The sequence below is a fragment of the Chryseobacterium sp. OV279 genome (assembly GCF_900128945.1).
In the GTDB taxonomy this organism is placed as follows: Bacteria; Bacteroidota; Bacteroidia; order Flavobacteriales; family Weeksellaceae; genus Chryseobacterium.
On sequence record NZ_FQUD01000004.1, the window covers coordinates 163,767 to 189,857 of the forward strand.

27 protein-coding genes and 2 tRNA genes are annotated in these 26,091 nt (G+C 37.8%); 20 read left to right on the plus strand and 9 right to left on the minus strand.

What is annotated here, in order from left to right; genetic code table 11:
• The first annotated feature begins 199 nt into the window (after positions 1–199).
• The 3 genes from BUA72_RS17840 to BUA72_RS17850 all read left to right on the plus strand — a co-directional run bounded on the left by BUA72_RS17840 (position 200) and on the right by BUA72_RS17850 (position 3,107).
• Entirely contained in the window at positions 200–2,329 is a 2,130-nt protein-coding gene (locus BUA72_RS17840; RefSeq protein ID WP_072924356.1) for a carboxy terminal-processing peptidase, read from the plus strand.
• Positions 2,330–2,445: 116 nt separating this feature from the next.
• Positions 2,446–2,772, plus strand: coding sequence for a type II toxin-antitoxin system RelE/ParE family toxin (locus tag BUA72_RS17845; RefSeq protein WP_072924358.1), 327 nt, complete (start codon positions 2,446–2,448; stop codon positions 2,770–2,772).
• A gap of 2 nt (positions 2,773–2,774) precedes the next feature.
• A complete protein-coding gene (locus BUA72_RS17850; RefSeq protein WP_083544245.1) occupies positions 2,775–3,107 on the plus strand; it encodes a helix-turn-helix domain-containing protein in 333 nt (110 codons plus the stop codon).
• Positions 3,108–3,169: 62 nt separating this feature from the next.
• On the opposite strand, the gene BUA72_RS17855 is transcribed toward BUA72_RS17850, so the two are convergent.
• Positions 3,170–3,673 (minus strand): superoxide dismutase family protein, encoded by a 504-nt coding sequence (locus tag BUA72_RS17855; RefSeq protein ID WP_072925032.1) that lies wholly within the window; start codon positions 3,671–3,673, stop codon positions 3,170–3,172.
• A gap of 150 nt (positions 3,674–3,823) precedes the next feature.
• Here BUA72_RS17855 and BUA72_RS17860 point away from each other — a divergent pair, with 150 nt between their 5' ends.
• The 9 genes from BUA72_RS17860 (at position 3,824) to BUA72_RS17900 (ending at position 12,308) form a co-directional block, all read left to right on the plus strand.
• The gene (locus tag BUA72_RS17860) at positions 3,824–4,726 is read left to right on the plus strand and encodes an AraC family transcriptional regulator (RefSeq protein WP_072924360.1); all 903 of its coding nucleotides are present in this window, start codon (positions 3,824–3,826) and stop codon (positions 4,724–4,726) included.
• A gap of 92 nt (positions 4,727–4,818) precedes the next feature.
• Positions 4,819–7,062 (plus strand): TonB-dependent receptor, encoded by a 2,244-nt coding sequence (locus tag BUA72_RS17865; protein ID WP_083544246.1) that lies wholly within the window; start codon positions 4,819–4,821, stop codon positions 7,060–7,062.
• Positions 7,063–7,145: 83 nt separating this feature from the next.
• Complete coding sequence (locus BUA72_RS17870; RefSeq protein ID WP_034724431.1) at positions 7,146–7,796, plus strand: hypothetical protein; 651 nt, start codon at positions 7,146–7,148, stop codon at positions 7,794–7,796.
• 129 nt (positions 7,797–7,925) lie between these two features.
• Positions 7,926–9,257 (plus strand): 2TM domain-containing protein, encoded by a 1,332-nt coding sequence (locus tag BUA72_RS17875; RefSeq protein ID WP_072924362.1) that lies wholly within the window; start codon positions 7,926–7,928, stop codon positions 9,255–9,257.
• On the plus strand, positions 9,244–9,546 hold the full coding sequence (locus tag BUA72_RS17880) for a 2TM domain-containing protein (protein WP_072924363.1): 303 nt from the start codon (positions 9,244–9,246) through the stop codon (positions 9,544–9,546). The genes BUA72_RS17875 and BUA72_RS17880 overlap by 14 nt, the downstream gene beginning before the upstream one ends.
• A gap of 463 nt (positions 9,547–10,009) precedes the next feature.
• Entirely contained in the window at positions 10,010–10,579 is a 570-nt protein-coding gene (locus BUA72_RS17885) for a methyltransferase family protein (protein WP_072924365.1), read from the plus strand.
• Between the two features lie 333 nt (positions 10,580–10,912).
• Positions 10,913–11,209, plus strand: coding sequence for a 2TM domain-containing protein (locus BUA72_RS17890; RefSeq protein WP_072924366.1), 297 nt, complete (start codon positions 10,913–10,915; stop codon positions 11,207–11,209).
• Positions 11,210–11,233: 24 nt separating this feature from the next.
• The gene (locus BUA72_RS17895; protein WP_072924368.1) at positions 11,234–11,509 is read left to right on the plus strand and encodes a 2TM domain-containing protein; all 276 of its coding nucleotides are present in this window, start codon (positions 11,234–11,236) and stop codon (positions 11,507–11,509) included.
• A gap of 55 nt (positions 11,510–11,564) precedes the next feature.
• Positions 11,565–12,308 (plus strand): LytR/AlgR family response regulator transcription factor, encoded by a 744-nt coding sequence (locus BUA72_RS17900; RefSeq protein ID WP_083544247.1) that lies wholly within the window; start codon positions 11,565–11,567, stop codon positions 12,306–12,308.
• Between the two features lie 122 nt (positions 12,309–12,430).
• Here BUA72_RS17900 and BUA72_RS17905 read toward each other — a convergent pair whose 3' ends face one another.
• On the minus strand, positions 12,431–13,327 hold the full coding sequence (locus BUA72_RS17905) for a hypothetical protein (RefSeq protein WP_072924370.1): 897 nt from the start codon (positions 13,325–13,327) through the stop codon (positions 12,431–12,433).
• 117 nt (positions 13,328–13,444) lie between these two features.
• Here BUA72_RS17905 and BUA72_RS17910 point away from each other — a divergent pair, with 117 nt between their 5' ends.
• The 3 genes from BUA72_RS17910 to BUA72_RS17920 are packed head-to-tail and all read left to right on the plus strand — an operon-like array spanning position 13,445 to position 15,366.
• Positions 13,445–14,185, plus strand: coding sequence for a glycine-rich domain-containing protein (locus BUA72_RS17910; RefSeq protein WP_072924371.1), 741 nt, complete (start codon positions 13,445–13,447; stop codon positions 14,183–14,185).
• Between the two features lie 13 nt (positions 14,186–14,198).
• Positions 14,199–14,555, plus strand: a complete 357-nt coding sequence (locus tag BUA72_RS17915; protein WP_072924373.1) for a hypothetical protein — start codon at positions 14,199–14,201, stop codon at positions 14,553–14,555.
• A 10-nt stretch (positions 14,556–14,565) separates the two neighbouring features.
• Positions 14,566–15,366 carry a hypothetical protein gene (locus BUA72_RS17920; protein WP_072924374.1) on the plus strand — a complete coding sequence of 267 codons (801 nt, stop codon included), beginning with the start codon at positions 14,566–14,568 and terminating at the stop codon, positions 15,364–15,366.
• A gap of 92 nt (positions 15,367–15,458) precedes the next feature.
• On the opposite strand, the gene BUA72_RS17925 is transcribed toward BUA72_RS17920, so the two are convergent.
• Complete coding sequence (locus tag BUA72_RS17925) at positions 15,459–15,665, minus strand: hypothetical protein (RefSeq protein WP_047455841.1); 207 nt, start codon at positions 15,663–15,665, stop codon at positions 15,459–15,461.
• An 80-nt stretch (positions 15,666–15,745) separates the two neighbouring features.
• Positions 15,746–16,933, minus strand: coding sequence for a tRNA 2-thiouridine(34) synthase MnmA (gene mnmA / locus BUA72_RS17930; RefSeq protein WP_047455839.1), 1,188 nt, complete (start codon positions 16,931–16,933; stop codon positions 15,746–15,748).
• A 117-nt stretch (positions 16,934–17,050) separates the two neighbouring features.
• Here mnmA and BUA72_RS17935 point away from each other — a divergent pair, with 117 nt between their 5' ends.
• A complete protein-coding gene (locus tag BUA72_RS17935; RefSeq protein WP_072924376.1) occupies positions 17,051–17,578 on the plus strand; it encodes a hypothetical protein in 528 nt (175 codons plus the stop codon).
• Positions 17,579–17,921: 343 nt separating this feature from the next.
• Here the strand turns inward: BUA72_RS17935 and BUA72_RS17940 are convergent, their stop codons facing one another.
• Complete coding sequence (locus BUA72_RS17940; protein ID WP_034724414.1) at positions 17,922–20,456, minus strand: ATP-dependent Clp protease ATP-binding subunit; 2,535 nt, start codon at positions 20,454–20,456, stop codon at positions 17,922–17,924.
• 152 nt (positions 20,457–20,608) lie between these two features.
• On the opposite strand from BUA72_RS17940, the gene BUA72_RS17945 reads away from it, so the two are divergent.
• From BUA72_RS17945 to BUA72_RS17960, 4 genes are read left to right on the plus strand one after another with little or no spacing between them, the layout of a single operon-like run.
• A complete protein-coding gene (locus BUA72_RS17945) occupies positions 20,609–20,833 on the plus strand; it encodes a hypothetical protein (protein ID WP_034724413.1) in 225 nt (74 codons plus the stop codon).
• The gene (locus tag BUA72_RS17950; RefSeq protein WP_072924377.1) at positions 20,833–21,939 is read left to right on the plus strand and encodes a glycosyltransferase; all 1,107 of its coding nucleotides are present in this window, start codon (positions 20,833–20,835) and stop codon (positions 21,937–21,939) included. Before BUA72_RS17945 ends, BUA72_RS17950 begins: the two co-directional genes overlap by 1 nt.
• A gap of 35 nt (positions 21,940–21,974) precedes the next feature.
• Positions 21,975–22,394, plus strand: a complete 420-nt coding sequence (locus BUA72_RS17955) for a SufE family protein (protein ID WP_072924379.1) — start codon at positions 21,975–21,977, stop codon at positions 22,392–22,394.
• A 2-nt stretch (positions 22,395–22,396) separates the two neighbouring features.
• The gene (locus BUA72_RS17960; RefSeq protein WP_228407916.1) at positions 22,397–23,368 is read left to right on the plus strand and encodes a glycosyltransferase family 9 protein; all 972 of its coding nucleotides are present in this window, start codon (positions 22,397–22,399) and stop codon (positions 23,366–23,368) included.
• Here BUA72_RS17960 and BUA72_RS17965 read toward each other — a convergent pair.
• From BUA72_RS17965 to BUA72_RS17980, 4 genes are all read right to left on the minus strand, one after another.
• Positions 23,358–24,479, minus strand: a complete 1,122-nt coding sequence (locus BUA72_RS17965; RefSeq protein ID WP_072924382.1) for a hypothetical protein — start codon at positions 24,477–24,479, stop codon at positions 23,358–23,360. The two genes, BUA72_RS17960 and BUA72_RS17965, sit on opposite strands and share 11 nt — an antisense overlap.
• A 98-nt stretch (positions 24,480–24,577) precedes the next feature.
• Positions 24,578–24,652: transfer RNA gene (locus BUA72_RS17970), tRNA-Val, on the minus strand.
• A gap of 35 nt (positions 24,653–24,687) precedes the next feature.
• Positions 24,688–24,762: transfer RNA gene (locus BUA72_RS17975), tRNA-Val, on the minus strand.
• Positions 24,763–24,803: 41 nt separating this feature from the next.
• Complete coding sequence (locus BUA72_RS17980; protein WP_072924384.1) at positions 24,804–26,048, minus strand: bifunctional folylpolyglutamate synthase/dihydrofolate synthase; 1,245 nt, start codon at positions 26,046–26,048, stop codon at positions 24,804–24,806.
• Between the last annotated feature and the right edge of the window lie 43 nt (positions 26,049–26,091).

Below are 26,091 nucleotides of genomic sequence, written 5' to 3' on the forward strand. Positions count from 1 at the left end.
AATATTCTGATTATTAATGATTTAATTTAATATAAGAGAATAGGTAAGAAATAGGCTATAATGCTTTTAGTAAAAAACATTTAAAACTATCCGATAATTGTAAATAAGGTATTAAATTTGATAGTTTGTAACAGCGAATTAATTGCTGCTACTAATTGTAGTATATATTTTTAAAAAAATCAATAAATAAAGACAGTTTATGTGGAAAAATTTCAAACTGAATAAATTTTTACTCCTAATTCCATTGACAAGTCTAATGTTTTGTTTCAACTCGCCAAAGAACGACGACGAAAAGATGCAGACGATCATGGTGAGCGTAAAGAATACACTTTCTTATTTACATTACAGCCCGAAACCCATCAATGATGCCTATTCCAAGGACGTTTATAAACATTATTTCGAACTGGTAGATCCTGCAAAAAGATATTTCCTGCAGTCTGACATGGATGAATTCAACAAGCATGAAACAAAGCTTGATGACTATATCAGTCAGGGTGATCTGATATTCTATAAACTTACGATCGACAGATTGTACCAGAGAGTAGACGAAATCGATAAGATTACTCAGGATATTTTCAGCAAGCCGATTAATCTTCAGGAAGATGAATCACTGACGCTGGAGCCGAAGCTTAAAAAAGTACCAGCTAACAAGCAGGAACAGTATAATGAGTGGAGAAAGTATATTAAATACAATATTCTTCAGGAGATTGAGTCTATGAACAGCAAAGAGGAAGCTCAGAAAGAGAAGAAAGATTCTGTTCAGAAGTATAAGTTGAAAGATACGATCAAATATCAGCCGTTAAACCAGGATCAGAAGATCAAAAAAGCAACGGATGAAGTGAAAGACCTGGTAAAAGATACATTTACAAGATTCAAGAAGAGGAAGAAAATGGATTGGTTTACCGTGTATATGAATGCATATACCGAAGTATTCGATCCGCATACCAACTATTATTCTCCAAAAGATAAGGAAGATTTTGATACTCAGTTCACCGGAAAAGTGATTGGTATCGGAGCGCTTATCCAGGAGAAAAAAGGAAATCTGTTCTTAGGAGCTTTAACGATTGGTGCGCCGGCGTGGAAGTCTAAACAGCTTTCAGAAGGAGATAAGATCTTAAAAGTGAAATCTAAGCCGAAAGAAGATGCCGTAAATGTGGTAGGAATGCTTTCTGATGAAGCTGTAAGACTGATCAGAGGAGAAAAAGGAACACCGGTAACATTGACGGTTCAGAAAAAAGACGGAACCATTAAAGATGTTACGATGATCCGTGAGGAAGTAGCTATTGAAGATACTTTTGCAAGAAGTATCGTAGTGAATTCTCCAAACGGAAAGAAATACGGATTTATCAACCTTCCAAGCTTTAATGCTGATTTTGAGAATGCTAAAGGAAGAAACGCTTCTGATGACATCAAAAATGAAATCATCAAGCTTAAAGAACAGAACATTGAAGGAATTGTTCTTGACCTTAGAAATAATGGTGGAGGATCATTAACTGAAGTAGGAGATATCATGGGACTTTTCATGGAAGCAGGACCATATGTTCAGGTGAAAGACGGAAACGGAAAGATCCAGACCTTAAAAAATAAAAACGAAACTCCGATTTGGACCGGACCACTAGTGATCATGCAGAATGAGCTTTCAGCTTCAGCCTCAGAGATCCTTGCCGGTGTAATGCAGGATTACGGAAGAGCGATGATCATCGGTTCTCCACAGTCTTTCGGAAAAGGAACGGTACAGACTTTTGTAGACCTGAACAGATTCTTAAATACGGAAGATGATTTCGGATCTTTAAAACTGACGATTCAGAAGTTCTACAGAATTACAGGAGAATCTACGCAGAGAAAAGGAATCGTTTCTGATATTCAGATGAAAGACTTCTTTACCTATGCAGAAGTAGGAGAGCGTTATGATGATTATGCTTTGGCTTGGGATAAGATTCCTGGAACGAAATTCCAGAAACTGAATTATTTCAACATTCAGGCTCTTGAAAAAGCAAGTGCAGACAGAATGGCTAAAAACAACAACTATCAGCTATTGCTTGAATCCGCTCAGTGGAGAGAAAAACTGGATAAAGAAGAAAACATCACCCTTAATATCAATAAGTTCAATGAACTGATGAAGCAGAGAAAAACTCAGATCGAGAAATTTAAAGCTTTAAGCAAGTTTGAGAACGGTCTTAAGTTCATGATGTATCCAAACGAAATTGAAAGAGAGAAAAAAGACGAAGCTTTCAAAAAGAAATCTGAAATGTGGATCAAAAATCTTAAGAAAGATCCATATCTGCAGGAAGCCATGAATATCGTTTCCGATATGGGAACTAAATCATAAAACAAAAAAAGGCGCTGATCGAAGATCAGCGCCTTTTTTTAACTTTTTAGATAATTATATATTTAAAATAAGTTTCCAAATATGGAAACTTATTTGTATTTTTGAGTAAAAACACAATGAGATATTTCGAAACGGTATTTTTAGAAGAAGCCGTGGATTTTTTGTCCAGTCTGGATAAGAAATCAGCCGCGAAAATAATTTATAATATCGACCTCGCTGAACAGACTAATGATCCAAGACTCTTAAAGAAGTTAAGCGGAGAGATATGGGAGTTCAGAGTAAGATATTCAGGTAAACAGTATCGGTTGTTAGCATTTTGGGATAAAAGGGACAAAGACAATACGCTCGTAATTGCAGGCCACGGATTTATCAAAAAAGATAAGAAAGTTCCCAGACAGGAAATAGAAAGAGCAGAAAAAATCAGAGAAAATTATTTCAAATAGTTATGGCAAAGAAAGAAATAAAAAAGTATAGTCTTGCGGATGTTAAAGATCGTTACATCGGTAAAGAAGGAAGTGAAGAAAGACATCAATATGAGTATGAGCTTAGAATGGATGTATTGGGACATCTTATTAAGGCTGCCCGTAAACAGAGAAATCTAACACAGTTGGAGCTGGGGAAATTAGTAGGTGTACAAAAAGCCCAGATCTCTAAAATTGAGAACAATATCACAAATGCCACAATAGCCACTGTATTAAAGGTATTTGATGCCCTGGATGCTGATGTGAAATTTAATGTAAGGCTGGAAGGCAAGAACTTAGAAGCAGAATTAATTTAATAAAGACCCAAATAAAAATGGCGCTGATCGAAGATCAGCGCCTTTTTTATTGCAATAGAGAATTACTTAATTTCTACACATCCCACTCTTCCGCCTGCATTTCCTGTAGGCTGAGTATGGAAATCATCCGCAGCGGCATGTACGATAAGCCCTTTTCCCATGATGTTTTTAGATTCATCTGTACAACTCAGACACCATTTAGTCGTTTTGAAAGTCAGAACGGCTTTTCCGGTTTGGTCAGCGGTTAGATTTCCGATATCTCCCATGTGGAAATGTTCGGCGCCCCATTTTCCGTGATCGTCTTTAGCCGGGTTCCAGTGTCCGCCGGTAGAAGTTCCATCGGCTGCAGAACAGTCTCCTTTTTCGTGAATATGTACTGCGTGGATACCGGGAGTAAGATTCGTTACTTCAAGCTTCATAACGACCTCGCCTCCTTTCTGGGTGAACTTTGCCGTTCCGCCAGTCTGTGTTCCGCTCTTAGCGTTAACGGCGTACGTTTTTGTCGTGCAGCATGAAGCTGCTAAAAATGCACACCCTGCCAGTAATGCTATTGTTTGTACTTTCATTTTTAAATGATTTAAAGTGATTATACCGTTAAATTTATAAAACATTTTCCGAAAGACTTTATGATTTCAATCCTTTTTTCGAAAACAGCAATATATGACAAGTGAAATACAGCGTATCTTGATACCTTTACCGATCCACATTTATTAACCATGGAAGAACATAAAAAAAGAATCATAAAAGCCATCAGATATATTGATAATCATCTGGATGCAGATCTTTCTCTGGAAAATATTGCAGAAATAGCGATGTATTCTCCCTTCCATTTTCACAGGATATTTAAGCTCATTACCGGTGAAACCCTCCAGAACTATATCATCAGGAAGAAAATTGAAAAAAGTGCCTTTTACCTGGCTGTAAAGAAAGAAATGGAGATCAAAGAGATTTACCTTGATCTGGGATTCTCCAATCATTCCGTTTTCAGCAAAACATTTAAGAAACATTACGGAATAGCACCTTCAATATTCAGAAATTCTGCTCCGGAAACTTTTCACAGGATTTTACAAATACAGAGCAAGAACGGACAAACCGATGCCGTTTTCAGCCAGTACATTTGCCATGTAGAAAACCTGTTAAAATGGACAAAAATGAATTTAAAAATTGAAGTAAAAGAACTGCCGGAAATGAATCTGGCTGCAGTAATGAGCTTAGGAATTGCCAATGTGGAACCTTCCTATAATGTCCTCATTGAATGGGCAAAAAAGAAGCAGTTGTTCCCCCGCGAAAATGTTAAAATGATTTCCGTTTATCATGACAGTTTCAAAGTGACTTCGCCGGATAAAGTCCGAATTCATACATGTATGCTTCTGGATGAAAAGCGGGATGGACAAAATGGACTAGTTTTTTCAGAAACGATTGATGCGGGCAAATTTATCGTAGGAAGCGGGGAAGTGACCCTTCAGGACTTTGAACAGTGCTGGGTATCACTGTTTTTGTGGATGAATGAACATCATTATTCCATGAGAAAAGCGTTTCCTTTCGAGATCTATCATTCGAACTTTAAAGAACATCCGGAGGGTAAAATGATTGTGGATTTCTGTATCCCGATTCACTAATTTCCCATTCAGCAGTCAAAGTATGCCTTTCAGTAAAATTTATTTTAAAGGAAGGCATATTCCGTATTATTTTTGATCCGAAAATAAAAACCATGAAAACACAGGGAACAAAACTTTTATTACTGATCGCCTTTCTGTCCTTTGTCGCAGGATATGCACAGGTCAGGATCTCAGGAAAAGTGACTTATAAAAATAAAGGAGTCAATGAAATCAATGTCACCTTAAAGGACACCTATGATGGTGCGACCACAGATGCACAAGGTAATTTCTCCTTTGAAACCTCAGAAAAAGGAAATCATATCCTGACATTTACCCATCCGAAGTATCAGAATATAGAAAAACCGGTTGTCATTGAGAATCAGGATATTTCTGTCAATGCAGAGCTTAAGGAAGAGATCAGTGAGATCGATGCGGTGGTGGTTTCTGCAGGTTCTATCGAGGCCAGTGATAAAAAGAGAGCAACGGCACTTTTGACACCTATTGACATCTATACCACAGCTGGTGCAGACGGACAGATTTCTTCGGCTTTAAACTACCTTCCCGGTGTTCAGAAAGTGGGTGAGTCGGAAGGTCTTTTTATCAGAGGAGGAACGGGAACAGAATCCAAGATCTTTATGGATGGAAGTTTGATCAACAATTATTTCTCAAACTCAGTTCCGGGAATTGCAGGAAGAGACCGTTTTAATACTTCTTTGTTTAAAGGGAATATCTTTTCAAGCGGTGGTTATTCTGCCTTATACGGACAGGCACTTTCCGGGGCACTGATGCTGGAAAGTGTGGATCTTCCGGACCAGAGTTCGTTGGATTTTGGAATTTCACCCATATTTTTGAGTGCAGGATTTCAGAAACTTGGGGAAAATAAAACCCATTCTTTTGGAGCAACTTTGGGATACTCACTCCTGAGTCTTATGCAGAATGTTTTTAATTTTAATACAGATTTTATTGATGCTCCGCAGGGATTAAACGGTGATTTTAATTTCAGAATCAAAACAAAATCTGGTGGTTTTCTGAAGTATTACGGAATGTATGATTCCAATAAAATGGGAGTGAAAACAGAGAGTTTAGAACCGGGATATGATTTTGCCCTCGTAAGACTGAAGGGAAATAATACCTATCACAATCTATCTTTTAAACAGAAATTCGGAAAATACCTCCTGAATGCTGCCACTTCTTATTCCTACAACAGATCTGATCTTAATTTTTCTACGGAAACCAGTAATTTGGAATCTGATCCATCAAAGCTTTTAACCAATGGAAACTACCTTAATTTTAAAGCGGTTGTTGAAAGAAAAATAAATAAAATCAGTGCGGTAAGAGCCGGTTTTGAATTAAATAATACGGATGAAAAACTTAATTTTGGTTATGTGCAGAAACATTATACAGACCTGATCTCTGCCGTTTTTGCGGAAACGGATCTTGGGTTCAGCAATGCATTATCAGCGAAAATAGGAGTAAGGGCAGAAAATTCTTCCTTCTTGGGAAAAACCAATTTTGCACCCCGTTTTGCACTGGCTTACCGTCTGGCCAAAGACTGGACGACTTCCTTTGCTTACGGATTGTTTTATCAGAATCCTGAAAGCAGATACATCAACGGACCTTCAGATCTGGATTTTCAGCAATCACAGCATTATATTTTCCAGGTTCAGCGAGCATCAGAGGGGAGAAGCCTGCGTTTTGAAGCGTTTTATAAGAAGTATGACCAATTGATCAAAACATTCAATATTACCCCAAATAATGAGCAGAATCAACAGGTACAGACTGCTTTGAATAATAATGGATACGGCTATGCAAAAGGACTGGAGCTTTTTTGGAGAGACAAAAAGACTTTCAAGAACATCGATTACTGGCTGAGCTACTCTTTCCTCGATTCTCAGAGAGATTTCATCAATTATCCGATGAGTTTAAAGCCAAATTTTGCCTCTGCACATACGCTTTCTGCGGTAGCCAAAAGATTTATCCCGGAATGGAAACTAGGCGTGAATTTATCCTATACCTATGCGAAAGGGCGACCTTATTATGATATTGCAACGAAAACAGAAAACAGCAATGTAGTTAATTACATCAGAAACGAAGGAAAACTGAAAGACTACAACGCGTTAAATATCAGCTTCAATTATCTTCCGAATTTAGGGAAGAAAGATGCCAAAGCATTTACTGTATTTGTATTGAGTGTTTCGAATGTTTTAGGATCTAAAAACGTCTATGGATATAATTTCTCCCTTGACGGATCCAGAAGCTCATCAGTCGTTCCACCGGTCAATACCTTTGTATTTATAGGTGCTTTCATCAGTTTTGGAGTAGACAGAACTCAGGATGCCATTAACAATAATTTATAAAAAATAACCGCGACAGATATCACAATCGTTGCAAAATACATAACTTCGGATAGACAATTAACTCACTTAAAAAAATTGATAAAATGAAAAAATACCTATTAAGCTTTGCTTTAGCTTTTATGAGTTTAACAGCTTTTGCACAGGCAGATTACGAAAAAATAATGACTGAAAAGATCGCGAAAACAGAGACCTGCAAAACGCCGGAAGAGTTTCAGACATTGGCTAATGATTTCCAGAGAATCGGGAGCAAAGAAAGCTCAAAATGGCTTCCTCCTTATTATGCAGCATTTTCCCAGATTCAAAAGGGAAGACTGATGATGAGAAACGGAAATATGCAGAGTCTGGATGAAACAGCAGGTGAGGCCGATAAATATCTGGCGATGGCACAAAACCTTGCAGGGGCAGACAATGCTGAGATCCATTTACTGAGAAAAATGGCCGCATCTTTAAGAATGATGGTTAATCCTGCGCAGCGTTATATGACGGACGGAGCGAAAGCCACTGAAGAGATGGGGATTGCAGAAAAACTTGATCCTTCAAACCCGAGAGTTGCACTTATCAAAGCAGAAGACGTGTATTTTACGCCTGAGCAGTATGGGGGAAGCAAAACCAAAGGTCTGGAAATGTTCAAAGAGGCACTGGCAAAATTTAATGCCTACAAGCCGAAAACAAGCTTAGATCCGAACTGGGGCAAAACAGAAGCGGAATATTTTCTGAGTATGCCGGCAAAATAACAACGAAATTCAAACCTTCCTGACACGGAAGGTTTTTTTATTCCATTCGGATAGGAAAATCTGCCCTTCGGTAAATAATAATTTTTGATACCTTTATTAAAGACTAATTTTGAACCAGGAAAACTGCTCATGAAACGTAAAGGAATTATCATATTATTTTGGGTCTCGCTGGGAACAGCGCTATTTTTCTTCTTGTTTTTTACGAAAGAGAAGAACATTCACAATTTTTTGATCACCCTGTTGATCTCTACCATGTATTCCTTTATTCTTGGGTTTGGAAATGCTTTTATCAACGACTTTCTCAATAAGAAGTTTCCATGGTCTGAAACTACCGGGATAAGAACCGTATTAAGTGTGGTCTCCATCATCATAGGGAATTTTATTCTGGTGTATTTCTGTAATTATGTCAACTACGTACAGATCCAGAAAGTAGCCACCACAGAAGCCTTTTTCTCTAAAGAATATGCAACGACCAACTGGTTCATGATTAACATCGCCCTTCTGATCTCAGCTTTTCTCCATGCCAAAAGTTTTATGGAAGAAATGAAGAAGACCTCCAGAAAAGAAGTGGTGGAACAGAAGCTGATCGCCAAGTCGGCCAACGCACAGTTTGAAAGTCTGAAAAACCAGCTGGATCCGCATTTTCTCTTTAATTCTTTAAATGTATTGAGCGCTCTGATTGACGAAAACCCAAATCAGGCGCAGAAGTTTACCGCTTCAATGTCAAAGATTTACCGGTATGTACTTGAACAGAAAGATAAAGAACTGGTGACGGTGGAAGATGAGATTGAATTTGCTAAAACCTACTGTGAACTTTTAAAAACCAGGTTTGAAGACAGCGTGGATTTTATTTTCGATGTTAAAAAAGAGGAATACCGGAGATATGTAGTGCCGCTTTCCCTTCAGCTTTTACTGGAAAACTGTATCAAACATAATTTTGCAACGTCTTCGAAGCCTTTAGTCATTAAAATATTCTCGGAAAATGATACGCTCTGCATTGAAAACAACCTACAGGCAAGAGAACAAATGAAGGAAAGCGCGGGAATAGGACTTGCTAATATTGTTCAGCGTTATGCACTGCTTACGAAGAAGAATGTTTTTATTGAAAAATCGACGGATTATTTTAAAGTGAAAGTTCCGATACTTTCCAATAAGCCCAACACCATCAGCGTAAAACCTGAAGATGATAACGGATCTTACGAGAAAGCAAAGAAGCGGGTAAAGGAATTAAAAGGCTTCTACGGAAACCTTATTTCTTACTGTACCATCATCCCTTTTCTGATGATCATCAACCTTATCACTTCTCCTAATAGTCTTTGGTTTTACTTTCCCATGTTAGGATGGGGAGTGGGGGTAGTTTCTCATGCGTTCCAGGTTTTTGGAGTCGGAGAATCATGGAAAGAAAAGAAAATCCGCGAAATCATGAATAAACAAAAAAATAGAAATAATGGAAACTTATGATGAAGAAAACATCCGCTACGAGCAGGCCAGAAGGCAGGTCGAGCGATTAAGAGGATTTTACGGGCACTTATTCGCCTATATCGCGGTGAATGCCATGATTGTCGTGTATAATATTAAGCATTTAGAGCCGGGAGAGAGTTATTTTCAGTTCAAAAACTTCTTTACGGCGACCTTCTGGGGAATAGGGCTGGCAGCTCATGCTATAGCGGTTTACCTGCCCAATATTGGCTTTATAAGAGACTGGGAGGAAAAGCAGATCAGGAAACTGATGGAGAAAAAGAAAAAGTAAATCATGACGAATGATTGAGCTAAAATCAAACTGAATTTTAACCTTAGCTTGAGGTCGGGTTATGAGTTTTAAGTTATGAGTTTCAGGGTAAGAGATGTGGAACTGGAGAAGAGATAAAGCTTTTCAACGCAAAGATTTATTTAGGAGGCGCATGATTTTGAGGAAGGCAAAGAGTTCGACTGCGTCGATGATGAAGCGATCTGTATATAACCGCTTCATCGAATCAATGAAATTGATTCTGCCTTTGCTACCCTTTATGAATAGAATAATCAATTTCTTTGCGTCAAAAAAAATCTTGTCAGATCTCCACAGGTTTTGAAATTGGTCTAAATATATGCATGTAAAAAATCATGGAAACCCGTATCACGGAATGTTATAAGTTGCTAAGATTGATGCCTTAAACATCCTGAATTCACTTTAAAACATATGCCTTAATCTAAATCTTAACCTTAACAATACAGATATGCATCCTCTACAAATCTTATTTTCCGTTTCAATGGCTGCCTGGTTTATCACGGAGTTCCTCTATAAAAACATGCTGAAATCAGGGAAAGAGGACAAGAAAGACAAAGATAAATCTACACTGAACATCTTATGGATGGCCATTCCGTTTTCCATAGCGACTTCAGTAGCTGCTTCGTATATGACAAGGTTTCCAATCACGGAAGGAGTCTGGATTTTGTATTTGGGAGAAGCATTAATTCTGATCGGAATTATATTCAGATTTGTCATTATCAGATCTTTAGGGAAATACTTTACGGTAGATGTAACGATAAGAGAAGATCATCAGATCAAAAAAGAAGGGTTTTATAAATACCTGAGACATCCTTCGTATGCATTTTCACTGTTAACTTCCTTAGGATTAGGATTGTATCTGAATAACTGGCTTTCACTAGTTCTGGCTTTTCTGCCACCATTTATCGCGTTCGCTTACCGGATCAAAATCGAAGAACAGGCTCTTGTAGAACAGTTCGGAGAAGAATATATACAATATCGTAAGAAGACCAAAAAACTGATTCCTTTTATTTACTGATTCATCATTCTTAAAAACCAATCTTTCAAACAAAATCCTCTGCGCAATTGGTAAGATCTGGCAGAGATAAAAAACTGAGCGATTTAACCATGTCAAGGTTCAAAACCTTGACATGGTTAGTAGTAATGATAATCAGAATTTTCATAGGTTCAGAGTCCCTGATTGTCATAAAATAGAAACCTTTCGCCCTCGTGTTATCCAACCCCCATCCATCTTTTTACGATTCAGAAAGCATTATCTACCACTCAGTCATATAAAGTTGATTGAAGCGCCATTTCTGACCTACCTTTGATTCAACAAAAAAAGCAAACTCACCTTTTTAAAATAAAAATTATGGAAACATTAGGATACACAAAAGAAACGCAGGCTTACAAAAAAGCAGCAAGAAGAGTAAAAGAACTGAAAGGATTCTACGGAAACCTGACTTCATACTGTCTTGTTATTCCTTTTTTACTGGCTCTGAATCTTCTTACCTCTCCCGGTCATTTATGGTTTTACTGGCCAATGCTTGGTTGGGGAATCGGAATTGTAGCACATGCTGTAAGCGTTTTCGGAATCGGAAAAGAATGGGAGGAAAAAAAGATCAAGGAACTGATGGATCAGGATACAAGAAACATAAAAACATTATAATTAACCATAAAAACTTTTACGATCATGGATTACGATAGCGCATACGAAAGAGTGACTCAACTGAAAAAATTTTACAAAAGCCTTCTTTGGTTTGGAATAGTAGCCGGAATTATCTTCTTTGATGATATTTTTGAAAACGGAACCTTTGATTTTTCTTTATTTGATGGATCTGTTATTCTGGTCATCTGGGGGATTTTCCTGATCATAAAAGCTGTAAAATTATTTCTTCTGGATTCAGAATGGGAAAAAGGAATTATAGAAAAAGAGATGAAGAAAAACAAAAAGAGCATAGATTTTTAAACTGTTTATTTTTTATCTAATTTTATTCCCGATTTAAACTAAAAACTGTAACTCAATGATCAAGACTGTCATTATCGAAGACGAAAAACCTGCTTCAAGGAAATTGGAAAGAATGCTGAGTAATTTTCCTGAAATAGAAATAGTTGGCAAAATAGAATCAGTAGAGGAAGGAGTTGCCTGGTTCTCTGAAAACGAACACCCGCAGCTGATCTTTTCGGATATTGTTCTTGGAGACGGCCTGTCTTTCGATATTTTTGAAAAAGTACCCACGAAAGGGTTTATCATTTATACGACAGCTTTTGACCAATATACATTGAAAGCATTTAAGCTGAACAGCATTGATTATCTTTTAAAACCTATCCTGGAAGAAGATCTTTCCGGAGCGGTGGAAAAGTTCAAATCATTTATTCCGGCCAATAATACAACAGGTTCTGAGGACATCAAACAGCTGATCCGAAAGGAAAAGTCTACACTGTCCAGGGTTTTGGTGAAGATCGGATACAATCTGAAAATTGTTCAGACTCAGGAAATAAGCTGCTTTTTCAGTGAAAATAAGATTGTCTATCTCCAAACGGAAGAGCGTGTTTATCCTTCGGATTTTACCCTTGATGAACTGGAAGATATTCTGGAAGAAAAGAAATTTTTCCGCGTCAACAGACAGTTTATCATCAATTCAGATTATATAAAAAACATCCACACTTCCCCGTACTACAAAGTGGATATGGAATTTCAGCCACAGGAAGAAATCACCGTAAGCCGTGACAGGGTGAAGGATTTTAAGGAATGGCTGGTGGGGTAGAGGAAGACGTCAATGGTGAATTTTGCTTCGCAAGTGAATCGTGAATTTTTGGAGGAGACATCAGATATCAGGCAACCCAAACCCTCTCACACTAAAACCCTCAAACCCTCAAACTCAAAGCCCTACCTGTAATCTATCCTGTTAGACTCAGTGTCTTCAAGCTGTTTTAGAATAGAAGCAGGAATTTCATCACTGTCTATTGGGAAGCTGATAGAATCGGAAATAAAGGTTTTCCGGTCTGCTTTCTGAAATATTTCAAACAGGGCGATAGGCTCCTGATTAAAACTGATACATGTACTTATAAAATGAACCTCATGGAGCTTGTATTCTGGATTTTTAAGCTTTTCCTTGATATCTTTTATCCTTGAGATAAAATGTCGCTGACGGATAAACGTATTGCTGTTCATGATGATGAATACGTAATCGGAATAGGCCGTCACTTTTCCGAAATATTTATGATGATCGCCACCGCTCCGCTCGATGAAATATTCACCGGTGGTTTCGGATTTGTAGATCTCCATGGCAGAACGCCATATACGCTCATCTCTTGCCTGTAAAGGGTTCTCGGGAAGATTTCTGTTATACGAATACCAGCAGCCCACCAAACGGTCTAAAAGGGCTGTATTCTGCTTCACATTATTCATATCGATCCTGAGATCACTGAAATTAAATGCTTCTGTATTTGAATTAACAAAATCAATATAATTTGAATAGCCCAGAACTTTGACGATCTGGCTTAATTTAGCAAGATTAGGTCTGCTTAAAACAGCATTTTCATTCTGTTGGTATTTCTTTAATTTGTTGATGATGAGATGTTCATAAAGATAATTGGAGCCCAGAAGATCAGGCTCTTTCTTAATTTCTTTTTCTGAGTGATCATTTGTAATCAGTTCGTTCAGTTCTGCGCTGATGTAGGACCATTCTGTCTTGGTGACATCTTCCCACCTGTTTTTCTTCAGAAAATGCTGACTCAGAAAATTCATTAACTTCTCAAGATGTTGAATGTCTTCCTTTTTCATCTGTTTTCAATTTTATAAGACTAATATAAGATTTTTATACATCCGAATAAGATTTTAGAAAGACTTTTATATTGTTTAATCCATTGATATTTGAGTAGAAAAATAAATGGTAACACAATGGAAACTACAATCTTATTAAAAGACGAAACCCTTTGGAGCAGGATACAGAGTTTTTCACTCGATGCTTCGGATGCTGATTTTCCTTTTTCGAAAAAGCTGGCCAATGAAGAGCACTGGACCTTAGATTTTGCTCAAAAAGCCATTCAGGAGTATAAAAAATTTGTCTATCTGTGCTGCATCCTTCCCAATGGAGCCTCTCCAAGCGAAACGGTAGATAAAGTGTGGCATATGCACCTGATTTACACACAGAACTACTGGGAGGAATTCTGCCCGAATATCTTAAAAAGAAAGCTCCACCATCACCCTTCAAAAGGAGGCGTTTCTGAGAAAAAGAAACATCAGGACTGGCATCATGACACTTTGCATCATTATAAGGAAATCTTTCAGCAGGAGGCCCCGGAAGATATCTGGACAGATCGGATAAAGAAAAAAGATCAGCAGACTTTCTGGAAAAAGGGACTTAAATTCCTTGCGTTGGGCAGCCTCTTATTTCTGGTGTATTCCTGCTCCGGAGGTGTTTTTGGAGGCGTGATCATCACTATTTCATGCATCATTGGCTTCTTCATGTTCATGGGGTTTATTTCATGGATTTTCGGAGGAAATATCAATAAGGAACAGGATAAAAATGTCAGCAGCAATTCAGATGGAAGTTCAGGCTGCAGCAGCGGCTCCAGTTGTGGAGGTGGAGGCAGCTGTGGCGGTGGATGCGGAGGAGGTTGTGGTGGATGCGGCAGTTAAAAAAATAATAGCTATGAAAAAAATACTGTTCTACTCAGTCCCGGTATTGATAAGCATGATCTGGCTTATTCTTACACAGCAGACCTGTAACCCGATCTCCTTAAAAGGCCCTGAATTTCTGAAATTTTATTTGATTCTTGTGCTTGGTTTTTATGCTTCAGTGATGATTCTGAAATCTTTTAAAGGAAACAGCTCAAAAACAATGTTTTACTTTATGACCCTAATTCTTTTGTTGGGCATTGTAAAACTAATAAAAGGTTTAATCATAGGAAAACCAGTCGGATATCTTGTTATGATATTGATTATTGAAGGAGTGATCATCCTGTGTCAGCCAGGTGTACAATCCAATCCAAAACACAAACCTATTTAAGACCAATATCATGACCAGGAAATTCACGGAAGTTGAGAAAAACATTCTATACAAAAATATGCCTTTGCAGAAGCAGGGTAATGCCTTGGGCTGGGAACCGGTTTTGTTTATTATCCTGACCGTACTCCTGTTTATGTTTGGAATTAAGACAATTCTGTTTGATTTTAACCCGTTTTTTGATGATGAAAAAGAGACTTTGGGCTCTTTTCTTTATTTTATGGCCGCGTTTATTCCTATCGGTGCAGGGTCTTTCATAGGCGTTGCCGTTTTATTTACGCTCGTGAAAAATATGATTTTGTATCCGAAGTATGGGAAATATGCAGTAGAAAAATCATTTGATGTGGCAGACACTAAGATTATTCAGGGAAAAGGATCCGAAGATTTTATCATCCGGATTTTCAATACCGGAGGCGGGAAAACAGAAATAAAAATCGATCTGAAAATAGCTGTAGAATCTTCTTTAAAAGGTGATTTTCTCAAAGCAATTGAAAAATACAGAGTTAAAGATTCTGAAAACATCAATATTCCGTTTATGAAAATCCAGCGTATCCTTGAAACGAAACCTTTTTCAGGAATGATATATCTAAGATTAAATAATTTTTCTACCGATATGAAACTGGATTCCAGCCAGCTTATCTATTCTTACGATGTTTTTTTCAAAACAAAATATAAGGTAATCTCCAGTTTAAAAACAAAAGAACCTCTTTTTATCAATTTCTACGGAGATCCTTTTGAAAAAGAAATCAATTTTATAATGAACGATGTGAAAAGTAAAATAACCTATTATTTTGTTGAAGATTATCTGCTTTAGATAGAGTTGTATTTGGCTTTTCAAGTCCGGAAAGATAAAAAACAACCCCAAAACAAAAATGCTTCGGGGTTTATAAGTATTATTAAGATAATTTAATAGTCTTGTTTTTCCTTGGTCGGTTTATAACCGTATTTGCGAACCATAACAGAAGTGATCACTGCCAGAATAAGGGTGGAAGCTATATTTGAAGCTTCCGTGTGTACAATCATCTGATAAAGATTATACCCAAAAACGGCACTTACAACGGGAATTAAAAAAAGGTTGACAAAAGAATACTGGTTTTTTGAAGTCGTTTTCATAGTGATATTTTTTATTGTTATTTACTGAGTAAGTCTAACAACTCAAAATTCGTTACAGAAAATTTTCAAAAACTTTTTCTTTAGGCAATAACACCGCTTCCAATAAGCTCTTCATCAATATACCACGCTGCAAATTGTCCTTCCGCAATTGCTGACTGTGGCTCTTCAAATTCAACATACAATGCATTTTCAAACTGATAAAGTACCGCTTTCTGCAATGCCTGTCTGTATCTGAACCTTGCCATGACTTCCATTGAGGCTCCATTCTCCAGCTTCATATCCTCACGAACCCAATGCAGCTCTGAATTATCAATTTTCAATGCTTTTTTGTGCAGTCCCGGAGAACTGTGACCTTCGCCCACAAAAATAATGTTGTTTTCCATGTCTCTGGAGATGATAAAACAGCTTTCTTTATGGCCGCCGATACCAAGCCCTTTACTTTGTCCGATCGTGAAAAACTGAGCACCCTGGTGCTTTCCGATTACTTTACCGTCAGCTTTTTTATAATTGATTTTCTGCGCTAAAAACGCCAGCTCTTCTTCTTTTGAAGAAAATTCAGGTTTTTCTACCGAGAATAATGGTGAATCTTTGAATATTTCCACAATTTCTCCTTCTTTAGGAACCAGCTGCTGCTGTAAAAACTGAGGAAGACTTACTTTTCCGATAAAACACAGTCCCTGAGAATCTTTTTTATCAGCAGTAACAAGCCCAATTTCTTTAGCGATTTCTCTTACTTCCGGTTTCGTCAGTTCTCCGATTGGGAACAATGCTTTTGATAACTGATCCTGGCTCAGCTGACACAGAAAATAAGACTGATCTTTATTGTTATCCTTTCCGGCTAAAAGATGGAAGATTTCCTTTCCGTTTTCATCAAAAGTGGAATTCACCTGAGCATAATGTCCTGTAGCCACTTTATCAGCGCCTAAAGACATCGCCGTCTTCATAAAAACATCAAATTTTACTTCTCTGTTACACAAAACATCCGGATTCGGAGTTCTTCCTTTCTGGTATTCATCGAACATATAATCTACGATACGCTCTTTGTAAAGCTCACTCATATCAATCACCTGAAAAGGGATTCCTAATTTCTGAGCCACCATCAGGGCATCATTACTGTCTTCAATCCATGGACATTCATCCTCCAGCGTAACGGAAGCATCATTCCAGTTTCTCATAAACAAAGCCACGACTTCATGACCTTGCTGTTGTAATAAATACGCGGTGACACTGGAATCTACTCCTCCAGATAATCCTACTACTACTTTCATTGTATTTCAATTTTACGAAACTCTTAACGGGAGTTCTTAGTTTGACCCGGCAAAAATACAATTAAAAAGATTCGCAAAAAAACCATAATTTTAAACATCGATAAAAACAATATTAATATGAAAAAACTCATTATTCCTTTATTTATAATAATTTCCGGATCAGTGTTTTCGCAGGTTTCGGTAGGCACGGATTCACAGGACAATAATAAATGGACCTTCGGAGGAGGAATCGGGTTAGGGTTTGGAAGCAACAGTGCATTTTACCTGCAGGCTTCTCCCAGAGTGGGATACAGGCTGACCGATGATCTTGAGGCGGGAGTGATAGGAAGTGTTTCCTGGCAGACTTCCAATTCTTATAAATCCACGATGTTTGGAGTTGGGCCTTTTGCCAATTACTATTTCGCAAGATCCTTTTACGTAGGCGCGAACCTTCAGCAGTATTTTATCAATTATAAAGACAAACTGTATGATTATAAATCCAATGAACAGGAAACGGCTCTATATCTCGGAGGCGGCTATATGCAGAGGATAGGAGGGAACTCTTTTATGCAGTTGGGATTAATGTATAATGTACTTTGGAAAGAAAATTCAAGTATATTCTCAAGCGGCCTTGTCCCGAATATAGGCTTTGTGGTAGGACTTTAATTTTTTATTTCCCACTGATCTCACGGATTCGTACAGATAATTGCGCATATTTTTTCTTTTTGATAGAAATTAAAACATAAACATCTTGAATTTTTCTAACCACGGATTTTACAGATAGGGACAGATGTTTGCGTGTTATTGATGTGAACATTTGTTTTAATTATTTTACATTAAAAATCTCTATGAGAAATATAGCTCGTTAGCCATAATCATCTGTGTTAATCTGTGAAATCCGTGGTTAAAATAAAAAAAATAAACATGGGAACGGGTTTTGGCCAAAACCTAAGAAAACAAAAAAGCACCGGAACATTCCGGTGCTTTTCATTATGATGATATTATTTGTTTACGGTTGAGAAGACTTTTCAGTCGTCTTTTTCGGTTTTGAAGTTTTTCCGGTCAGACCGTCTTTAGCTTCATTCACGTCAAGAACTACAGTTTCTCCCTCGTTTAATTGCTTGTTCACCAGCATTTCTGCCAATAAGTCTTCAATATATTTCTGGATAGCCCGTTTCAACGGTCTTGCTCCGAAATCTTTATCCCATCCTTTTTCAGAAATAAAGTTTTTCGCATCTTCCGTTAACTCTACTTTATAGCCTAATTTTTCAAGTCTGCCATATAGTTTGTTCAGTTCGATATCTATAATTTTCTTGATATCGTCCTGTACCAGAGAGTTGAAGATCACAATGTCATCAATTCTGTTTAAGAATTCTGGAGCAAATGCTTTTTTAAGAGCATTTTCAATCGTGCTTCTCGCTCTTGTATCTGAACCTGTTTTTTTAGCTGAAGTTCCGAATCCTACACCGTCTCCGAAATCTTTAAGATCTCTTGTTCCAATGTTTGAAGTAAGGATAATGATTGTATTTCTAAAATCAATTTTTCTACCCAAACTGTCCGTAACGTGACCTTCATCTAAAATTTGCAGAAGAATGTTGAATACATCAGGGTGAGCTTTTTCAATCTCATCCAGAAGAATCACAGCATAAGGTTTTCTTCTTACCGCTTCAGTCAATTGTCCACCTTCTTCGTATCCTACGTATCCTGGAGGCGCACCAACTAATCTTGAAACCGCAAATTTTTCCATGTATTCACTCATGTCAATTCGGATCAGAGATTCATCAGATTCGAAAAGTTCTCTTGCCATTACTTTAGCAAGCTCGGTTTTACCAACACCTGTTGTTCCAAGGAAGATAAACGTACCGATAGGTCGGTTCGGATCTTTAAGACCAGCTCTGTTTCTTTGAATGGCCTTAACAACTTTTTTCACAGCTTCTTCCTGACCAATCACTTTTCCGTTCAGTTTGTCATCCATCTGAGCTAACTTGTCAAGCTCATTTTTACCGACTTTCGTTACCGGAACTCCACTCATCATAGAAACCACTTCCGCTACATTTTCTTCTGTTACGGTTTCTTTTTTCTCTTTTACATCTTTGTCCCACTTATCCTGAGCTGAATTCAGTTCCATCTGCAGACGTTCCTCCTCATCTTTAAGCTTTCTTGCTTCAAGATAATCCTGAGCTTTAACCGCTTTTTGCTTCATTTCTTTGATATCCTCGATTTTCTTTTCAAAATCAATGATTTCAGTCGGAACTTTCATGTTTTTAATATAAACACGTGAACCAGCTTCATCCAGTGCATCAATAGCCTTATCCGGTAAGAAACGGTCTGTAATATATCTCGCTGTCAAATTGACACACGCCAGAATGGCTTCAGGAGTATACACTACATTATGATGTTCTTCGTACTTGTCTTTAATCTGATTCAGAATCTGAATGGTTTCCTCAATGTTGGTAGGTTCCACCATTACTTTCTGGAATCTTCTCTCCAAAGCACCATCTTTCTCAATATACTGACGGTACTCATCCAGCGTGGTTGCCCCGATGCATTGAATTTCGCCCCTTGCCAAAGCCGGTTTGAACATATTGGATGCATCCAGACTTCCCGTAGAACTTCCTGCACCTACAATAGTGTGAAGCTCATCGATAAACAGGATGACGTCTCTGTTCTTTTCCAGCTCAGTCATGATCGCTTTCATTCTTTCTTCAAACTGACCACGGTATTTGGTTCCGGCTACTAAACTCGCCAGATCCAAAGTAATAACGCGTTTTCCGTAAAGAACTCTCGATACTTTCTTCTGCTGAATTCTTAAAGCCAGTCCTTCTGCGATGGCAGATTTACCAACTCCCGGTTCACCAATAAGAAGAGGGTTGTTCTTCTTTCTTCTCGATAAGATCTGAGAAACACGCTCAATTTCTTTTTCACGACCAATTACAGGGTCCAATTTTCCGTCTCTTGCCAAAGAAGTAAGGTCTCTACCAAAGTTATCCAGTGTAGGGGTTTTACTTTTTGCAGAACCTAAATTTCCTGAAGGCTTCCTCATCTGCTCAAATTCCTCGCGGTCATCATCATCGTCATACGCACTCATCTGTGGTGCCTGTCCGGAATTTTTAAGCATCGTCTGGTATTCTTTTGAAACTCCTTCATAGTCGATGTCATAAGCTCCTAAAATGTTTGAAGTAGGGTCCTCATATTTGTAAAGAATGCCTAAAAGCAGATGAACGGTATTAATTTCATTGCTCTTATACTGTCTGCATTCTAACTCTGCACGTTTGATCGCATGATCTGCCATCTTGGTGAAAGAAATATTAGTAACCTCCTCAGAAATAGGATTAAGACTTGCTGTATTTAAAGTTTCAATTTTTCTTCTGATTTGTGTTAAATCCGCATTAAGGTTTTGAAGGATTTCTTTTGCAGAGTTTTCCGTTTTTATAATACCTAAAAGTAGATGTTCTGTATTAAGAAATTCACTTTTCAGCCGTTTAGCTTCGCTTTTGCTTTGTTTGAACACCTGGCTCAAACCTTGTGAAAACTTATAATCCATAATATATCTCATTAGAATAATAGCAACAGTGCCAATTATTCATTATCTAAATTACAAATATTTTACCAAAAATCAATTAATGACTTTATGGCAGAAAAAATTTTATTATCTTATTGAAAATGATTAAGTTTGTTCTCCTTTAAAATTTCCTCATGAATCCCGAAATTACTACTTATATCGGATATTCTGCATCAGTTTTCATTGTATTGAGTTTCATACTGAAAGATGTAAGAAAAATTAGAATTGTCAATATGATAGGCTGTATCTGTTTTGTCATTTATGGTATTTTTAATGGTTTACTTTGGCCGGTTATCATCCCGAACGGGCTGATTTGCCTTATTCAGATCTATTATTTAATATTTGGAGGAAAAAAATAATGAAGAAGAAAATATTGGTTTCTGCCTTTAGCAGCCTCTATACGGATCAGAGAATTGAGAAAGTCTGTAAAACCCTTTTTGACAACGGATATCCTGTAGAGCTTATCGGAAATGACTGGGGTGGGAATGAAAAGATGGAACGTCCTTATCCTTTTTCAAGAATAGAATTAAAATCCACAAGTTTAAAAACAGCTTATTTTGAATTCAACTGGAAATTATATAAGCAGCTAAAGAAAAAAGCAGATCAGAATACCATCCTTCTCGCCAACGATATTGATGCCCTTCTTCCCAATTACCTGATTGCAAAAAAACTTAATATTCCTCTGGTTTTCGACAGTCACGAGATTTTCACGGAAATGCCGGCGGTACAAAACAGGTTTTCACAGAAATTCTGGAGACTGCTGGAAGGAAATATCGTTCCTAAAATACAGTTCATGATGACGGAAAGTCAGAGTTATGCCGAATGGTTCCATGAAAAGTATAAAGTAGATGCTGTGGTGGTAAGAAATATTCCAAGAAAAATCCTTTCTATACCCGAAATTCCAAATAATGATCCTAAGATAATACTGTATCAGGGTGCCGTAAACCAATCCAGAGGAATTGATAAAGTGATTCTGGCAATGCATTCCATTCAGGATGCTGTTTTAAAAATCGCAGGAGACGGTCCTTTAAAGAAAACGTATGAGGATCTTGTCATTCAGGAAAAACTGCAGGATAAAGTTTTTTTTCTGGGTAAACTGAAGCCGGAAAACCTTAGAGAAGTCACCAAAACAGCAGATGTAGGATTCAGTCTTGAAGAAAATAATGGAGTAAGTTATTTTTACTCTCTTCCCAATAAAGTCTGTGACTATATTCAGTCCAGGGTGCCGCTGGTTATGATCAACTTTCCTGAAATGCTACGGATTAAAAACCAGTTTGACATAGGAGAAATTGTTACTGATCATCAGCCTGAAACGATCGAGAAAGCAATTAACAGGGTGTTGAAGAGAGGAAGGAAGGATTACGCAAACGAACTTGATAAAGCTGCGGACGTTTTTTGCTGGGAAAATGAAGAAATGAAAATTTTACAGCTTTTCGAAAAAGCATCTGTTAAATTATCTTTATAAAATTGGTTATCTTTGCAAAAGATAATTGTTAAAACATGACCATTAAAGAAAAACAGCAGGAAATAATTGACGAATTCGCGTTTCTTGATGACTGGGAACAGAAATACGAGTATATTATTGACCTTGGAAAAGAATTAAAAGGTCTGCCTGAAGACAGAAAAACAGATGATAATCTCATCAAAGGCTGTCAGAGTAAGGTGTGGATCGATGCTGAATTCAAAGATGGTAAGCTTTTTTTCGATGCTGATTCAGACGGTATTCTTCCGAAGGGAATTGTTTCTCTTTTGGTAAGTATTTACAGCGGTCATTCTACCCAGGAAATCTTAGATTCTGACTTTGCATTCATTGCAGAGATCGGACTTCAGGAGTTTCTTTCGCCTTCCAGAGCCAACGGATTAATGGCGATGACCAAGCAGATTAAATTTTACGCAGTTGCTTATCAGTTAAAATCTTAGACTTGACCAGAATTCTAGCATATCGTTTTTCCGCTTTCGGTGATGTCGCTATGACAGCACCTGTCTTCAGGGAGTTTCTGGAGCAGAATCCGGATGTGGAAATTATCATGGTTTCCAGAAAAAATTTTGAAAGCTTATTTGCTGATATTCCGAACGTTATATTCAAAGGAATTAACCTTGATGAGTATAAAGGATTCTTTGGACTGAGGAGACTTGCCAATGAACTGATCAAAGAATTTAATCCTGATTTTATAGCGAATCTTCATGATGTGATCCGAACCAAAATTCTGGATAAGATCTACAGAAGAAAAGGACTTAAAGTCTTTAAAATCAATAAGGGAAAAGAAGAAAAGGAAGAACTCACCGATGTCTGGAACCTGAATAAAGTACAGTTAAAAAAGACGGTTGAGCGCTATGCAGATGTTTTCCGTGCGATTGGTTTTAAAGTGGAACTTTCTCATCAGCTGAGACCTGCACCGGGACAAAAATCGGGGATAGGTTTTGCACCCTTTGCACAGCACAGGGGAAAGATGCTTCCTTTAGAAAAATCATATGAGCTGGTGAAGATTCTGGCTCAAAAACACACCATCTATTTCTTTGGTGGTGGTAAAAAAGAAACGGAAACCCTTGAGAAATGGGAAAACGAAATCCCTAATACAAAAAGTCTTTCCGGAAAATTAAATCTCTCGCAAGAACTTCAGAAAATATCAGAACTTGAGCTGATGATCTCCATGGATTCGGCCAATATGCACCTTGCCAGTCTTATGGGAACCAGATGTGTTTCTATATGGGGCTCTACGCATCCATATGCGGGGTTTTTAGGCTTTGGACAGAGTGAAAATGATGTAGTTCAGGTGACTGATCTTACCTGCAGACCTTGCTCTGTTTTTGGGGATAAAGAATGTTATCGTGGAGATTGGGCCTGTCTTGAAGAGCTGAGTGTCCAGAAAATAGTAAAGGCGGTCAGTCTTTAAAAATAATTTTAACCATTTCTTCGGCTTTAGCATCGTCAGAATAGTTCTTTTCCAGAGCTTTTCTTCTCGTGTCATTTTCATTATAGTCTTTTGCGGCTATTTCAATAATGTGCTGCCGAATTTCGTTCGAGCCGGAGCCGAAATGGCATAAATCCATTAAGGTGCTGTCATCTGTTATATTTTCATTAATAATAACAAATCTGCTGTTATACAATGCGTTAAACAGTTTTACTTTTGTGCCGGAATTCTGGTAGGAGAGGAGAATATTGGCATGTGCATTTTCAAAAAGGCGGTATAAATTTTCAGTCGTTTCAATGGGAACAAGACTGATGTTTCCGATGTCGCTGATTTTCTTTTTTAAATCCTCACCGGCACGGTCAGAGGCAACAACAAGCTGATGTTGAGGAAGATTTTTAAACATACCGATGGTTTCCTCTAATGCTTTTCTGTTATCCGATATGCTGAGGTCACCATGAAAAAGAAAATAATCTCCTTTTTTGTCCAGATGTTTTACAGATCCGTTGCCATGAAAGATATGGATGAGGTGTGCATTTTTCGAATATACATCCACTTCATTGAATTCCTTCTCAGAAAGGCAGAAAACCCCTTTAAATTCCTTTAAAGTTCTTTTCTGGTAGTCTGCATACTTTAAAGATTCGATCTTATAAATAAGCTTCTTGAAAACATTTTTTTCTGAAGAAGAGAGGCCTTTATAATACTCCGTTTCATTATTGTGAAACCGAAGATAAAGGCTGTAGTTTTTGTCCTTTAATTGACGCATAATGCGGGTCGTCTGAAGTCCTTCAAACAATATGGGAGCTTTTATGCTCATCAGATTTTGAAATAGAGCATCAGAAGTTCTTATAGAAGCTGCAAAAGGAACTGCAGAAAAATACTGAAGCGGGTTTTTCTTTTTCCTGTAAAAGAAAACGTTTTTTGTAATGCTTTTAATCTCTTGGTCAATGGTCTCCGGAATCTTATCTACAAAACAGTGCAGATGGATCTTAATGCCTGTGTCCGACAATGCTTTGATCTTATAGTAAACATCGATAATGCCTCCGTAAGAGGGAGGATAGGGGTAATTGAACGATATAAGATGAAGTTCCTTCAAAAACAGTGTACTTGTGACTAAGACCGCAAAGGTAAAGAATATAATATCTATGAATGGTGATAAACAAAAAAAATCTCCCAGAAAACTGAGAGATTTTGTGGGCCCTGAGGGATTCGAACCCCCGACCCTCTGGGTGTAAACCAGATGCTCTGAACCAACTGAGCTAAGAGCCCTGAACTTTTTTTGAAAGGCTTCAGTTACCTTTGTGTGGGCCCTGAGGGATTCGAACCCCCGACCCTCTGGGTGTAAACCAGATGCTCTGAACCAACTGAGCTAAGAGCCCCTATACTTGTTTCCTCGTTTAGAGTGGTGCAAATATACGACTTATTCGGAAATCTCCAAATTTTTTTCTAAAAATTCTCCAACTACAAAGTTACTTCCGCCGATGAAAATCATTTCTTCTTTTGTACATCGCTCTTTTGCAGAAAGATACGCTTCCTGTACAGAATCGAAAATTTTATAAAAAATTTTTGCCTCCTGCAGAAGATTTTCATAGTCTTCGGCGTGTCTTCCCCTGTTGATGGATGGTTTTGCAAAATAAAACTCAGAATTCTCAGGAAGGAGAGCCATCACTTCATCTATATTTTTGTCATTGACAAAGCCCAAAATGACGTGCTTGTGACGATCTATAGAGTTAAGCTGAGAAAAAACATACTCCAGCCCGGCCTGATTGTGTCCCGTATCACAAATGGTAAGCGGGTCCTGAGAAAACTCAAACCAGCGACCGATAAACCCTGTGTTTTGATGCACATGAAGCAATCCGTTCTCTATATTTTCATCAGAAATACTGATAGTCAGCTTTTTTAATTCCTCAACCAATGCAAGAACAACGCGGATGTTTTTCTTCTGGTAATTTCCTTTAAGATCAGAAACAAGTTCTGTATGAATCGTTGTAGCGTCAATAAACGGAGCATTTTCAAGTTCAGCCTTCTGTCTGATGACATTTTTTACCGTATCTGTTTCGTCTCCTGAAATAATGGGGATATGAGGCTTGATAATTCCTGCTTTTTCTACTGCAATCTCCTCAATAGTGTCTCCTAAAATATTCTGATGATCCAATTGTACATTGGTAATAGCAGCGACAAGAGGTTGAATAATATTCGTAGAATCCAGTCTTCCGCCAAGCCCGACTTCAATAATGGCAAAATCTACACCCTGCTGATAAAAATATTCAAAAGCCATGATGGTGGTAAATTCAAAAAAAGAGGGAAGGATATCCTCGGGAAGCGTTTTCAGCTTTTGAATAAATCCAAAGACAAATTCTTTATCACAGTTTTTTCCGTTGACCTTGATGCGTTCCGTGAAGTCGATAAGGTGAGGAGAATTGTATAAACCTACTTTATAACCGGCATCCTGCAGCACAGAAGCCAGCATATTGCTCGAAGATCCCTTACCGTTGGTCCCTCCGATGTGGATGCATTTTATCTTTTCCTGAGGATTGCCAAAGAAATCACACAACTTTGTAATATTGTCTAACCCAGGTTTATAGGCCTTCAGCCCGTCGATCTGATAGTTGGGAGCCTGTACGAAAAGCCAGTCTACAGCTTCCTGATATTGTCCGTTTGTCATGATGCAAAATTCACAAAAGTTTTTTTAAAATAAAATATTAATT

Bases quoted from the DNA above. Each gene is read 5' to 3' on its own strand.
- BUA72_RS17885 (WP_072924365.1), top strand. From the start codon at position 10,010: ATGCATCCTCTACAAATCTTATTTTCCGTTTCAATGGCTGCCTGGTTT.
- mnmA (WP_047455839.1), bottom strand. From the start codon at position 16,933: ATGAAAGTAGTAGTAGGATTATCTGGAGGAGTAGATTCCAGTGTCACC.
- BUA72_RS17945 (WP_034724413.1), top strand. From the start codon at position 20,609: ATGAATCCCGAAATTACTACTTATATCGGATATTCTGCATCAGTTTTC.
- BUA72_RS17935 (WP_072924376.1), top strand. From the start codon at position 17,051: ATGAAAAAACTCATTATTCCTTTATTTATAATAATTTCCGGATCAGTG.
- BUA72_RS17955 (WP_072924379.1), top strand. From the start codon at position 21,975: ATGACCATTAAAGAAAAACAGCAGGAAATAATTGACGAATTCGCGTTT.
- BUA72_RS17950 (WP_072924377.1), top strand. From the start codon at position 20,833: ATGAAGAAGAAAATATTGGTTTCTGCCTTTAGCAGCCTCTATACGGAT.
- BUA72_RS17870 (WP_034724431.1), top strand. From the start codon at position 7,146: ATGAAAAAATACCTATTAAGCTTTGCTTTAGCTTTTATGAGTTTAACA.
- BUA72_RS17865 (WP_083544246.1), top strand. From the start codon at position 4,819: ATGAAAACACAGGGAACAAAACTTTTATTACTGATCGCCTTTCTGTCC.
- BUA72_RS17905 (WP_072924370.1), bottom strand. From the start codon at position 13,327: ATGAAAAAGGAAGACATTCAACATCTTGAGAAGTTAATGAATTTTCTG.
- BUA72_RS17880 (WP_072924363.1), top strand. From the start codon at position 9,244: ATGGAAACTTATGATGAAGAAAACATCCGCTACGAGCAGGCCAGAAGG.
- BUA72_RS17920 (WP_072924374.1), top strand. From the start codon at position 14,566: ATGACCAGGAAATTCACGGAAGTTGAGAAAAACATTCTATACAAAAAT.
- BUA72_RS17845 (WP_072924358.1), top strand. From the start codon at position 2,446: ATGAGATATTTCGAAACGGTATTTTTAGAAGAAGCCGTGGATTTTTTG.
- BUA72_RS17900 (WP_083544247.1), top strand. From the start codon at position 11,565: ATGATCAAGACTGTCATTATCGAAGACGAAAAACCTGCTTCAAGGAAA.
- BUA72_RS17895 (WP_072924368.1), top strand. From the start codon at position 11,234: ATGGATTACGATAGCGCATACGAAAGAGTGACTCAACTGAAAAAATTT.
- BUA72_RS17860 (WP_072924360.1), top strand. From the start codon at position 3,824: ATGGAAGAACATAAAAAAAGAATCATAAAAGCCATCAGATATATTGAT.
- BUA72_RS17980 (WP_072924384.1), bottom strand. From the start codon at position 26,048: ATGACAAACGGACAATATCAGGAAGCTGTAGACTGGCTTTTCGTACAG.
- BUA72_RS17925 (WP_047455841.1), bottom strand. From the start codon at position 15,665: ATGAAAACGACTTCAAAAAACCAGTATTCTTTTGTCAACCTTTTTTTA.
- BUA72_RS17910 (WP_072924371.1), top strand. From the start codon at position 13,445: ATGGAAACTACAATCTTATTAAAAGACGAAACCCTTTGGAGCAGGATA.
- BUA72_RS17875 (WP_072924362.1), top strand. From the start codon at position 7,926: ATGAAACGTAAAGGAATTATCATATTATTTTGGGTCTCGCTGGGAACA.
- BUA72_RS17940 (WP_034724414.1), bottom strand. From the start codon at position 20,456: ATGGATTATAAGTTTTCACAAGGTTTGAGCCAGGTGTTCAAACAAAGC.
- BUA72_RS17915 (WP_072924373.1), top strand. From the start codon at position 14,199: ATGAAAAAAATACTGTTCTACTCAGTCCCGGTATTGATAAGCATGATC.
- BUA72_RS17890 (WP_072924366.1), top strand. From the start codon at position 10,913: ATGGAAACATTAGGATACACAAAAGAAACGCAGGCTTACAAAAAAGCA.
- BUA72_RS17850 (WP_083544245.1), top strand. From the start codon at position 2,775: ATGGCAAAGAAAGAAATAAAAAAGTATAGTCTTGCGGATGTTAAAGAT.
- BUA72_RS17855 (WP_072925032.1), bottom strand. From the start codon at position 3,673: ATGAAAGTACAAACAATAGCATTACTGGCAGGGTGTGCATTTTTAGCA.
- BUA72_RS17840 (WP_072924356.1), top strand. From the start codon at position 200: ATGTGGAAAAATTTCAAACTGAATAAATTTTTACTCCTAATTCCATTG.